This window comes from Streptomyces sp. NPDC059897 (genome assembly GCF_042730865.1).
GTDB lineage: Bacteria > Actinomycetota > Actinomycetes > Streptomycetales > Streptomycetaceae > Streptomyces.
Map to the genome: position 1 here is coordinate 14505 of NZ_JBHWKQ010000060.1, position 12107 is coordinate 26611.

The 12107-nt window shown below is 72.7% G+C and carries 10 protein-coding genes; 4 read left to right on the forward strand and 6 right to left on the reverse strand.

Going from position 1 to position 12107, the window contains the following annotated elements:
* Positions 1–139: 139 nt before the first annotated feature.
* Genes ACFV9W_RS36470 through rsmH form a run of 3 tightly spaced genes read right to left on the reverse strand, consistent with a single transcriptional unit; the run spans position 140 to position 3710 of the window.
* Entirely contained in the window at positions 140–2158 is a 2019-nt protein-coding gene (locus tag ACFV9W_RS36470) for a peptidoglycan D,D-transpeptidase FtsI family protein (protein WP_385769887.1), read from the reverse strand.
* A gap of 4 nt (positions 2159–2162) precedes the next feature.
* Positions 2163–2717, reverse strand: a complete 555-nt coding sequence (locus ACFV9W_RS36475) for a septum formation initiator family protein (RefSeq protein ID WP_385769889.1) — start codon at positions 2715–2717, stop codon at positions 2163–2165.
* Between the two features lie 36 nt (positions 2718–2753).
* Entirely contained in the window at positions 2754–3710 is a 957-nt protein-coding gene (gene rsmH, locus ACFV9W_RS36480) for a 16S rRNA (cytosine(1402)-N(4))-methyltransferase RsmH (protein ID WP_385769891.1), read from the reverse strand.
* 379 nt (positions 3711–4089) lie between these two features.
* Between rsmH and ACFV9W_RS36485 the strand changes: the two genes are divergently transcribed.
* From ACFV9W_RS36485 to ACFV9W_RS36500, 4 genes are all read left to right on the forward strand, one after another.
* Positions 4090–4707 (forward strand): beta-class carbonic anhydrase, encoded by a 618-nt coding sequence (locus ACFV9W_RS36485; protein WP_385769893.1) that lies wholly within the window; start codon positions 4090–4092, stop codon positions 4705–4707.
* A 224-nt stretch (positions 4708–4931) separates the two neighbouring features.
* Positions 4932–5975, forward strand: coding sequence for an AAA family ATPase (locus tag ACFV9W_RS36490; RefSeq protein WP_385769895.1), 1044 nt, complete (start codon positions 4932–4934; stop codon positions 5973–5975).
* The gene (locus tag ACFV9W_RS36495; protein WP_385769897.1) at positions 5975–7396 is read left to right on the forward strand and encodes a DUF58 domain-containing protein; all 1422 of its coding nucleotides are present in this window, start codon (positions 5975–5977) and stop codon (positions 7394–7396) included. The genes ACFV9W_RS36490 and ACFV9W_RS36495 overlap by 1 nt, the downstream gene beginning before the upstream one ends.
* Positions 7393–9798 carry a DUF3488 and DUF4129 domain-containing transglutaminase family protein gene (locus ACFV9W_RS36500; RefSeq protein ID WP_385769899.1) on the forward strand — a complete coding sequence of 802 codons (2406 nt, stop codon included), beginning with the start codon at positions 7393–7395 and terminating at the stop codon, positions 9796–9798. Before ACFV9W_RS36495 ends, ACFV9W_RS36500 begins: the two co-directional genes overlap by 4 nt.
* A 114-nt stretch (positions 9799–9912) precedes the next feature.
* Here ACFV9W_RS36500 and ACFV9W_RS36505 read toward each other — a convergent pair whose 3' ends face one another.
* From ACFV9W_RS36505 to ACFV9W_RS36515, 3 genes are all read right to left on the reverse strand, one after another.
* Complete coding sequence (locus ACFV9W_RS36505) at positions 9913–10335, reverse strand: DUF3040 domain-containing protein (protein WP_385769901.1); 423 nt, start codon at positions 10333–10335, stop codon at positions 9913–9915.
* Between the two features lie 285 nt (positions 10336–10620).
* Positions 10621–11424, reverse strand: coding sequence for a class I SAM-dependent methyltransferase (locus ACFV9W_RS36510; RefSeq protein WP_385769903.1), 804 nt, complete (start codon positions 11422–11424; stop codon positions 10621–10623).
* A gap of 117 nt (positions 11425–11541) precedes the next feature.
* Positions 11542–12105, reverse strand: coding sequence for an SAV_6107 family HEPN domain-containing protein (locus tag ACFV9W_RS36515; protein ID WP_385769905.1), 564 nt, complete (start codon positions 12103–12105; stop codon positions 11542–11544).
* Positions 12106–12107: the final 2 nt, after the last annotated feature.

The following is a 12107-nucleotide window of genomic DNA, read 5'->3' on the forward strand; positions in this document are numbered from 1 at the left end:
GGGACTGATCAGCGTGTGGCACGGCGTGAGCGTACCGGGCCCACCCCCCGCCGGGCGAAGCGAGGGGCGTGGCGAGGGGCGTGGCGCCGGGCGGTTCCCTGAATCGGGGGTGATGGCCGTCACGAAAGATCACCGTCGGTCATGGCTTGAACGTGACGGGCAGCCGGGCCGGCTTGTCGCCCGTCGGCGGGGCCTGGAGCGTCTTCAGGGCGAACTCCATGACCTTCTTGTAGATCGGCCCGCAGATCTGGCCGCCGAAGTAGCCGCCCTTGGTGGCGTTCTGGATCGCGCAGTAGACCGTCACGCGCGGCTTGTCGGCCGGCGCGAAACCGGCGAACGACGACGTGTATCCCTTGTAGCGGCCGGTGGCCGGATCCACGCGGTTGGCCGTGCCCGTCTTGCCCGCGACGCGGTAGCCCGGGATGCGGGCCTTCGTGCCCGTGCCCTCCTCGTCGTCGACCACGGACTCCAGCATCTGCGCGACGGTCTTGGCGGTCTTCTTGCTGATGACGCGGTTCTCCTTGGGCTTCGGCGCCGGCCTGAACCGTCCGTCGGGGCCCTTGGTGCCGCGTACGAGGGTGGGCTGCACGCGTACGCCGTCGTTGGCGATGGTCGAGTACACGGAGGCGGCCTGCATCGCGTTGATGGAGAAGCCCTGGCCGAACGGGATCGTGTACTGCTGCGACGTGGACCACTCGTCGGCGGGCGCGAGGATGCCGGACGTCTCGCCGGGGAAGCCGAGGCCGCTCTCCCGGCCGATGCCGAACTTGTGCAGGTAGGAGTAGAGCGAGGCGTTGGCCGCCGGCTGCGTCTTGCCGAGCTGCCCCGTCGCCAGGATGGTGCCGATGTTGCTGGACTTGGCGAGCACGCCGTTGAGCGTGAGGTGCCAGGTCGGGTGGTCGACGTCGTCCTGGAAGAGCCGGTCGCCGCGGTGCAGCCGGTTGGGGACGGTGACGTGGGTGCCGGGGGTGGCCGCCTCCTCCTCCAGGACGGCCGCCATCGACATGACCTTGGCGGTGGAGCCCGGCTCGTACGCGTCCTGGACAGCAGCGTTGCCCAGGGCCTCCGCCTTGGCGTCGGCCAGGTCGTTCGGGTCGAAGCCGGGCGCGTTCGCCATGGCGAGGACCTCGCCGGTCTTGGTGTCCTGCACTATCACGTAGCCGCGGTCCGCCTTCGACTCCTTGACCTGCTCGTCGATGGCGTTCTGCGCGGCCCACTGGATGTCGCGGTCGATGGTCAGCTCGACGTCCGAACCGGGGACCGCGGGCTGTTCGGTGGTGCCCGCGGTCGGCACCTGCTGGCCGCCGGACTGGGCGTAGCGGATCTTTCCGGCCTTGCCCGCGAGTTCCTTGTCGAGCTGCTGCTCGACACCGCCGCCGCCCTTGCCGTCGGCGTTGACCCAGCCGAGGACGCCCGCGGCGAGGTCGCCGTTGGGGTAGACGCGCTTGCTGCTGGGGTCGGCGACCACACCGGAGAGCACGCTCGCCTCGCGGCCCGCGGCGTTCGCCTTCTCGTTCAGCGTGGTCCGCAGGTCCTTGATCTGCTTCCAGACCTGCGGCGTCTGTCGCGGGGCGAGCCGCACGTAGCGCGTGTTCTTCGTCCGCAGCTTCTTGGTCAGCTCGGCCGCGTCGACCCCGATGATCGGCGAGAGCAGCGCCGCCGCCTGCTCGGGCGCGTCGTCGACCTTGGTGGCCTTCTTCGTGAACAGCGTCGGGTCGGCGGTGATGTCGTACGCGTCCACGCTCGCGGCGAGCTCGACGCCGCTGCGGTCCGTGATGCCGCCGCGCTCGGCGGCGATGGAGTGGCTGACGTATCGGTTCAGCGAGGCCTTCGCGGCGTACGCGCTGGCGTCGACGCCCTGCACCTGGAAGAGGCGGACGACGAAGACCATCAGGACGAGCGTGAGGCCCAGGCTCACCATGCGCAGGCGCGGCTTGGGGCTGCCGAGGCGCAGCCGGGAGGGCGCCTTCGGCTTCGGCTTCGGCCTCGGCGGGGCCGGGCGGCGGCCGGCCGGGCGGCCCTTCTGGGCGGCCTTGGGGGCGGGCCTGGGCACGGCCTTGGACCCCGCCTTCGGCGCGGGCCTGGGCGCGGGGCGTCCGGTGCGCGGCGGGCGCGCGGGGCCTGGCACGCGGCGGCGCGGGGGCTCCCTGTCGGTCATGGCGTCACCTGCCGGTGCTCGAAGGGGAGGGCTCGACCGAGGAGTTCGGACTCGCCGACTCGGAAGGATTGGCGGAGGGGGACGTGCTGTCCGAAGGAGACGGGCTCGCGGAGGAGGGCGAGGCGCTCGCGCTCGGGGTCTGCGTCGGCTCGGGCTGTGGCGGGGCGGGCGGCCCGGCGGCGGGGCTCGGCATGCCCTTGACGGTGCCGTCCGGCTCCAGGAACGCCGGGTCGCCGCCGGGCACCATGCCGAGCCGGTGGGCGCGCTGCAGGAGGGCGTCGGGGGCCGAGTAGGAGTCGACGTCGCGCTGGAGTTCCTGCTCGTCGTCGGTGAGCTCGGTGGTCTGCTTCTTGAGCTTGGTGAGCTGGAACGAGCCCTCGTTGAGCGAGGAGTTCAGCATCAGGAGCGTGATGAGACCGCCGCCGAGGAGCAGCACGACGAGGAGGACGAATGGGGTGCGCGCCGCCTGCGTGCCGCCGGACGGGCCGAGCGGGAGCAGCCGCGCAAGGCGGGCGGCCCTGCCGCGCAGCGAACCTTTCGAGCCACTGCTGGCGCTCATGACCACCCCTCCACGCGCGCGTACGTCACTCGGCCGTCACCCCTCGACATCCTCGCGGATGCGCTGCGCACCCCGCAGCCGTGCCGGAGCGGCCCTGCGGTTCTCCGCGACCTCTTCCTCCGTGGGGAGTTCGGCGCCGCGGGTGAGCAGCTTCAGGCGGGGCTGGAACTGCTCGGGGACGACGGGCAGTCCGGGCGGCGCCGTATTGCTGGCTCCGGCCGCGAACACCTGCTTGACCAGGCGGTCTTCCAGCGAGTGGTACGACAGGACGGCGATCCGGCCGCCGACCGCGAGCGACTTCACGGCGCCCGGGATCGCCCGCTCCAGCACGCTCAGCTCGCCGTTGACCTCGATGCGCAGGGCCTGGAAGGTGCGCTTGGCCGGGTTGCCGCCGGTGCGCTTGGCGGCCTGCGGCAGGGAGTCGCGGATCAGCTCGACGAGCCGGGCGCTGTTGCTGAACGGCTCCTTCTCGCGCTCTCGGACGATGGCCGAAACAATGCGCTTGGCCTGCTTCTCCTCGCCGTACTGGCGCAGGATCCGCACCAGTTCGCCCGGCGGGTACGTGTTGAGCACCTCGGCGGCGCTCATCCCGGTCGTCTGGTCCATGCGCATGTCGAGCGGCGCGTCCTGCGCGTACGCGAAACCGCGGTCGGCCTCGTCGAGCTGCATGGAGGAGACGCCGAGGTCGAACAGGACGCCCTGCACCTTCGGGATGTCCAACCGGTCCAGGACCTCGGGCAGTTCGTCGTAGACGGCGTGCACGAGGGTGGCCCGGTCACCGAAGGGCGCGAGGCGCTCACCGGACAGCCGCAGCGCTTCCTTGTCGCGGTCCAGCGCGACGAGGCGGCACGAGGGGAACGTGGAGAGCAGCGCCTCGCTGTGCCCGCCGAGGCCGAGCGTGCAGTCGACGACGACCGCGCCCGGCTGGGCGAGCGCCGGAGCCAACACGTCCAAGCAGCGCTGGAGCATGACCGGAACGTGTCGCTGGCTCAAGGGTCCCTCTCAAGTCCGGCGTGGGGGACGTACGCACTGCCGGGTCCCCGCCCGCTCGTGAAGGGGAATGATCCGTCGGCGCCGGGGAAGTGACGCCGGCCGACCGGAGCGGGAGGAGGCCGAGCCGTACGTACGCGCCGCGCACGCGGGGAGCGTTCCGACAGGTGCCGGGAGGGCAGTGCCGGGATCTCCGTGTTGCATCGTTGCGTGGTTATCTGGGGTCGGCGTCACTTTAGTCCACGGTGCCGCCCGGTCAATCAACCGGTCGCCCCAGCGCGCTGCGCGTCGCGGCCTTCGCACCCCGAGCCGCGAACCGGGTGAATTCACCCGGGCGGCCGAGGCCGCACCCGCTGTGTGGGGTCGCTCACAACAAGGCGCGATGATGTTCTTTGTCCCCTCTCACAGCGGGCCCGGACCAGGCGTGACGGCTACCGTCATAGTCATGACGACTTCTGCTCACCTCCCCTCTGGAGCCCCCTCCGAAGGCGCCATACCCGCCGACGGCAGCGTGACCGACCGCCTCGTCGACGCGAACGGGCAGTACGCCGCCGCGTTCACCGACCCCGGCATGGACGCGCGCCCCGTGCTGCAGGTCGCCGTGGTCGCCTGCATGGACGCCCGCCTCGACCTGCACGCCGCCCTCGGCCTCGAACTCGGCGACTGCCACACGATCCGCAACGCCGGCGGCGTCGTCACCGACGACGTGATCCGCTCCCTCACCGTCAGCCAGCGCGCGCTCGGCACCCGCAGCGTGGTCCTCATCCACCACAGCAACTGCGGCCTCGAAGGCCTGACCGAGGACTTCAGGACCGACCTGGAGATGGAGGTCGGCCAGCGACCCACCTGGGCGGTCGAGGGCTTCCGCAATGTCGACCAGGACGTGCGCCAGTCCATCCAGAAGGTGCGCACCTCCCCCTTCCTGCTGCACACCGACGACGTGCGCGGCTTTGTCTTCGACGTGAAGACGGGGCTGCTGCGGGAGATCGAACCGGCCTGACCCCCCTCCGGCCACGGTCGACCTTCCTCTCAAAAGGCCCTAAGCCCTGACATATCGCGGCCAGTTGTCCACAGGCGAGTGACACGAACCGGTAACGCCAACAAGAATGCGTGTGTGACATCCGCACGAGCGGCGAACAACTCGTGCGCGCTGTCCGTGTATCGGGGTGGGCCGGTTCGTGTCGTAGCGCGTCGGCCCGGAACGTACGGGCCGAGGAGGGCCGGGTGACGACCTATGACGATCGAGCGAGCCTTACTGATCTGACCACCACCGCAGAGCGCGTGCGCGGGTCGGTGGAGGGTGTGATCGAGGGCAAGCCGGAGGTCGTAAGGCTCTCGCTGACCGTGCTGCTCGCGGAGGGGCACCTGCTCATCGAGGATGTTCCGGGCGTCGGCAAGACGATGCTGGCGAAGGCGCTCGCGCGGTCCATCGACTGCTCGGTGCGCCGCATCCAGTTCACGCCCGACCTGCTGCCCTCGGACATCACCGGTGTGTCCATCTGGGACCAGCAGCGCCGGGACTTCGAGTTCAAGCCGGGCGCGATCTTCGCGCAGATCGTGATCGGGGACGAGATCAACCGCGCGTCTCCGAAGACGCAGTCCGCGCTCCTGGAGTCCCTGGAGGAGCGCCAGGTCACCATCGACGGGCAGACGTACGAACTGCCCAGCCCGTTCATGGTGGTGGCCACGCAGAACCCGGTCGAGATGGAGGGCACCTACCCGCTGCCCGAGGCCCAGCGCGACCGCTTCATGGCCCGCGTCTCCATCGGCTATCCGAGCCCGGAGGCCGAGCTGCAGATGCTGGACGTGCACGGCGGTGTGAACCCGCTGGACGACCTGCAGCCGGTGGCGCACGCGCACGAGATCGTGAAGCTCATCGACGCGGTCCGCACGGTCCACGTCGCCGACGCCGTACGGCGCTACGCGGTGGACCTGGTCGCCGCCACGCGCAGCCACCCCGACCTCAGACTCGGTGCCTCCCCGCGCGCGACGCTGCACCTGCTGCGCGCGGCCAAGGCGGCGGCGGCCCTCGGCGGCCGTGACTACGCGCTGCCCGACGACGTGCAGACGCTGGCCGTGGCGGTCCTGGCACACCGTCTGCTGCCCACCGCGCAGGCCCAGTTGAACCGGCGGACCGCCGAGCAGGTCGTCCTCGACATCCTGCAGCGCACCCCGGTCCCGGCCGCCGAGCCCCGCGCCGCGCAAACCTACGACTCGACGACTCCTCCGCTGTACGGCCAGCAGCCGCCCGGTCCGCGGAGGCTGTGATGACGCCGGGGGGACACGTCGGGCCTTACGCGCCGGATCCGGGGGGCGGATTCACGGACGGTGGCGCGGGCAAGAACGTCGGCGACAGGAGCGGTGTGCGCACCGCCCTCGCCGGACTCACCACACGCGGCCGCTCCTTCCTGGCCGCCGGCATCGCGGCCGGCATCTGCGCGTACGTCCTCGGGCAGAGCGATCTGCTGCGGGTGGGGCTGCTGCTCGCCGTGCTGCCGCTGGTGTGCGCGGCCGTCCTGTACCGCACCCGCTACCGGGTCGCGGGCAGCCGCCGCCTCTCCCCCGCGCGCGTACCCGCGGGTTCCGAGGCGCGCGTGCATCTGCGCATGGACAACATCTCCCGGCTGCCGACCGGCCTGCTGATGCTCCAGGACCGGGTGCCGTACGTGCTCGGTCCGCGGCCCCGGTTCGTGCTCGACCGGGTCGAGGCGGGCGGCCGCCGCGAGGTGTCCTACCGGGTCCGCTCCGACCTGCGCGGCCGCTATCCGCTGGGCCCGCTGCAGCTGCGCCTCACGGACCCCTTCGGGATGTGCGAACTGACCCGGTCCTTCTCGACGTACGACAGCCTGACGGTGATCCCGCGCGTGACGGCGCTGCCGCCGGTGCGGCTCACGGGTGAGGCCAAGGGGTACGGGGACGGGCGGCAGCGCTCGCTCGCCCTGGCCGGCGAGGACGACGTGATCCCGCGCGGCTACCGGTACGGGGACGATCTGCGGCGCGTCCACTGGCGCTCCACCGCGCGCTACGGCGAGCTGATGGTGCGCCGCGAGGAGCAGCCGCAGCGGGCCCGCTGCACCGTGCTGCTCGACACCCGGGCGCCCGCCTTCCAGGGCGCCGGGCCCGACTCGGCCTTCGAGTGGGCGGTGTCCGGCACCGCCTCCGCCCTGGTGCACATGCTCGAACGCGGCTTCTCCGTCCGACTGTTGACGGACACGGGAAACGCGGTACCGGGTGAGGGCACCGACGGCTTCGCGGGCGCCAGCCAGGAGTCGGCGGACGCGGCGGGCCTGATGATGGACACGCTCGCCGTCGTCGACCACTCCGACAGCGGCACGCTCTCCGCCGCGTACGACGTCCTGCGCGGTGGCAACGAAGGGCTCCTGATCGCCTTCTTCGGCGACCTGGACGAGGAGCAGGCCTCCGTCGTCGCCAAGATGCGCCGCCGCAGCGGTGGCGCGCTCGCCTTCCTCCTGGACAGCGGCTCCTGGACCCAGGGCCCCGGGGCGCCGGTCTCGGAGCGCTGCACCGAGCGGCTGCGGATGCTGCAGGAGGCAGGCTGGACCGCGGTGGCCGTGCCGCACGGCGCGTCCCTCGAAGAGCTCTGGCGGCAGGCGGACCGGGAGCGCACGGGGCTCTCCGCGCCGACCGGTCCCCCGGACGCCCCGAACACCCCAGGGGGTTGGTCATGAGCGGCGGCGCCCGCCTGTCGATCTGCGCCACGCTGGCCACGTTCCTGGCCTCGTGCGCGCTGCTCCCGCTGGTCGACCGGTCCACGTGGCTGATCCAGATCGTGGTCCTGCTGGTGATCCAGGCCTCGGTCGGCGCGCTCACCCGCAGGGTGCCGCTCGCCCGCCCGCTGACGGTGGCGGCGCAGGCCCTGGTGTCGCTGCTGCTGCTCACCGTCCTCTTCGCCCGCGAGCAGGCGATCGGCGCGTTCCTGCCGGGCCCCGAGGCCTTCCAGCACTTCGGGGTGCTGCTCCAGGCGGGCGGCGAGGACGTGGGCCGGTACGCGATACCGGCGCCGCTGACCGACGGCATCCGGCTGATGCTGGTCGGCGGCTCGCTGGTGATCGGTCTCTTCGTGGACGCCCTCGCGGTGACGTTCCGCAGCGCGGCCCCGGCCGGGCTGCCGCTGCTCGCCCTGTACTCGGTGGCCGCCGGTCTCTTCGAGGGCGGCGCCGACTGGCTGTGGTTCCTGCTCGCGGCAGGCGGCTATCTCCTGCTGCTGCTCGCCGAGGGGCGCGACCGGCTCGCCCAGTGGGGCCGGGTGTTCGGCGGTGCCGGGCGCTCGCCCGGCGCGTCCACACCCGTGCAGGAGGGCGGGCGCGGGGCCCTCGCCCCGGTCCGTACCGGCCGCCGCATCGGCGCCGTCGCCCTCGGGCTCGCCCTGGTGGTGCCGCTCGCCCTGCCCGCCCTCGACGGCGGGCTCCTCGGCCCGTCCGGCAGCGGTGTGCGCGGCGGCGCCGGTGGCGGCGGCACGATCTCCGCGGTCAACCCGCTGGTCTCGCTGCAGAACAGCCTGAACCAGCCGGAGGACCGGGAGGTGATGACGTACCGGACGAACGCGGACCAGACGTCCGACATGTATCTGCGGATCGTCGCGCTCGACGAGTTCGACGGCACGACCTGGCGCCCCTCGGTGCGCAGCATCGACGACGTGCCGTCCGCCCTGCCCGACCCGCCGGGCCTGGGCGCCGACGTGCGCAGGACCCAGGTCCGTACGACGATCTCGGCGGCCGACTGGTACGCGCAGGACTGGCTGCCGATGCCCTACCCGGCCACGAAGGTGGGGATCGACGGGCGCTGGCGCTTCGAACGGGTCGGCCGGACCCTGGTCGGCGACCACGGGCAGACCACGCGCGGGCAGACGTACACCGTCGACAGCCTGATCGTGCGGCCGACACCGCAGCAGCTCGCCGACGCGGGCACGCCGGCGGGCGGCATGGTCCGCGAGTTCACCAAGGTGCCCGCCTCGCTGCCCGACGTGGTGCGCACGACCGCGCTCAAGGTCACCGAGGGCGCGTCGAACAATTACGAGCGCGCGGTGAAGCTGCAGGACTACTTCGCGGTCAACGGCGGCTTCACGTACAACACGGAGGTGCGGGCGGGCAGCGGTTCCGCCGCGATAGCCCGGTTCCTGAGGCAGAAGGAGGGCTTCTGCGTCCACTTCTCCTTCTCGATGGCCGCCATGGCGCGCACGCTGGGCATCCCGGCCCGGGTCGCGGTCGGTTTCACGCCGGGCGTGCCCGCGGGCGAGGGGAAGTACTCGGTGGGCCTGCGCGACGCGCACGCCTGGCCCGAGCTGTACTTCGAGGGCGTCGGCTGGACCCGCTTCGAGCCCACGCCGAACCGCGGCACGGCCCCCGACTACACGGTGGACGACAGCCCCGAGGGCAGCTCCAGCAACCCGGCGGCGCCCAGCGAGTCCGCCTCCGCCGCGCCCACGGCCCCGGAGCCCTCGACGTCCGAGAGCTGCTCGCTGGCCCAGCGCAGGGAAGGAAGCTGCGGCGACACCGCACCCGCGGTCGTGGGCGGCCCGCCGGACGACGGGCCACCGATCGGCACCATCGCGGTGGTGTCCCTGATCGCCCTGCTGGCCGTCGTGGTGCCGCTGCTGCCGATGCTGTGGCGCAGGCGGGTCCGGGCCGTGCGGCTCGGCGCGGCGGGCCGCACGGCCGCCGATGCCGCCGGTCGCACCCTGGCCGCCTGGCACGAGGTGACGGACACGGCGTGGGACCACGGCATCGGTCCCGACGACTCGCTGACCCCGCGGACGGCGGCCGCCCGCATCGTCCGGATCGGCGAACTCGAACCCGAGGCGGCCGACAGCGTGCACCGGGTGGCCGCGGCGGTGGAGCAGGTCCTGTACGCGCCGCGCCCCCGGCCCGTGTCGGGTCTGGGCGAGGACGTACGCCGCCTGCACGACGATCTGCACGCGAAGTCGAGCCGGTCGACACGGCTCCGTGCGACGTTCGCACCCCGCTCGGCCGTCCGGGTGGTGTGGGCGGCGGCGCGGCGCTGGGAGGCGGTCACGGTGAGCGTGCGCGGCAGGTTCAGCCGGCCGACGCGGCCGACCCGCCAGGAAGGCTGAACCGGCCGGTTACGCAGAAAGGGTGACCGCGCGACGCGGTCACCCTTTGTGCATGTCCTGATGTGGGCGCATGTCCTGCTGTCCTGCTGGGGCGGGCGGCTCACCGCCTGCTGTTCAGCGGCCGCCCTGCTCGTCCCTGCGGCGCTGCCAGCGCTGCTCGATGCGGTCCATCATGGAGCGCTTCTGCTTGCCCTGCCTTCGGGTCGGCGGCGCGCCCGCGCCCGGCACGGCCCCTGCTGCTCCGGCCGCCGGCTGCTCCCCTGGTTTGGGGGCCTTGCGCCAGCCGGTGACGGCGAGCACCGCACATCCCAGCATGACGAGGAACCCCACCACGCTGATCCAGATCTGCTGCGCGACCATTCCTGCCATGAGGAGCGCGATACCCACCAGGAAGCCCACGACTGCCTGATAGACCCGACGTCGGGTGTATGTACGCAGCCCGCTTCCCTCAAGCGCTGTCGCGAACTTGGGATCTTCGGCGTACAGCGCTCGCTCCATCTGCTCGAGCATGCGCTGCTCGTGCTCCGAGAGCGGCACGGAGTCCTCCTCATCGTGCAGTCGCCGGGGCGACCGGGGGTCCCCTTCAGGATAGGCAGGGAATCGCCCCCGTGAAACCCGCCCCTCTACGCCAACATTCGCCATTGCCGACCGCGACACGGCGCCCCGGCCTCACAGGGCGACATGCCCCAGTGGCCGACCCGTCATGCCGGACGGTCTCCTCAGATCATACGGCGCCGAGCCTCCGATCGGGGGGCCTGTGGCGTACTCCATCAATCGCTGCGCCGCTGATCAGCGGCAGCTCCCGGCCACCGGCCGGGCCGATCAGGCCTCTTCGGCCACTCGCTTCTCACCGAGCACGTGCAGCTGCGTGGCCACCGCATGGAAGGCGGGCAGCTCGGCGGCGGCGGCCTCGAGCTTCAGCAGCTCCTGCTGCGCGCTCGGTTCGGTGTCCACGAGGACGCCGGGGACGAGGTCCGCGAAGACCCGCACGCCGTGCACCGAGCCGACGTCCACGCCGGCCCCGCCGAGGAGGTCCGTGAGCTGCTCGGCCGTGAAGCGGCGCGGCACCGGGTCGCCCTCGCCCCACCGGCCCGCCGGGTCGTCGAGCGCCTGCCTGGCCTCCTTGAAGTGCCCGGCGAGGGCCCGCGCGATGACGGCGCCGCCGAGGCCCGCGGCGAGCAGGCTGAGCACGCCGCCGGAGCGCAGCGCGCCCACGGCGTTGCGCACGCCCTCCGCCGGCTCTTCCACGTACTCGAGGACGCCGTGGCACAGGACCGCGTCGTAGCCGTCGCGCTCGACGACGTCGAACAGGCCGGAGACATCGCCCTGGACGCCGCGCACCCGGTCCTCGACGCCGGCCTCCGCCGCCCTGCGCTCCAGGGCGAACAGCGCGTTCGGACTCGGGTCGACGACGGTGACGCGGTGGCCCAGCTGGGCGACCGGCACTGCGAAGTTGCCGCTGCCGCCCCCGGTGTCGAGTACGTCGAGGATCTCGCTCCCGGCCGACTTGGCCCGCCGGTCGAGGGCTTCCTTGAGGACGTCCCAGACCACGGCGGTACGGAGGGAGGCGCGGGGCCGCGAGGAGTCGGAGCGCGGTGACGTGGTTCGCGGGTGGTGATCCGACACGGCAGGTGACTCCTCGGGGCGGCTCCGACCGGCGGCGGAGCAGGTACAGGTTCGGGCGCCTCCACCCTAATGGGCGCGGCCCCGCGCCCACGCCATCCGTGCGCACGGCCCCGCGCGCTACCCGGCGTCCTGCACCTTCCTCCGGCTCGGGCGCTCGTCCCCCTCCTGCCGGGGCTGGGGCAGCACCGGCTGCAGCACGAGCGCGCGCTCGACGAGGCGCAGGAACATCGCCACGTCACGCAGCAGGTCGTCGGCGTCGCGGGCGGTGGCCGCATCGCGGATGCCCGCCTCCGCGCGGGCCCGCTTGGTGGCGCCGGAGGCGAACAGGGCGCTCCACTCCGCCAGTTCGGGTGCTATCTCGGGGAGCACCTCCCACGCGCTGCGTATCTTGGCGCGCCGCCGGGGCGTGGACTCGGGCCTGCCGCGGGCCGCGAGCACGGCGGCGGCGGTGCGCAGCGCGGCGAGATGGGCCGTGGCGTACCGCTCGTTGGCCGTCTCGAGCACGGACGCCTCGTCGAGTCCTGCGCGGGCCTGGGCGAGCAGGTCCAGGGCGGCGGGCGGGGCGCCGGCCCGGCGGAGCACCGGGTGGATGTCGCTCGCCGGTCCGGTGGTGGGTGAGGGGGCAGGGCCGGTGGCGCCGCGGCGGGTGGCAGCTGTGGTGGGTGCCTTGTGTCCAGCCATGA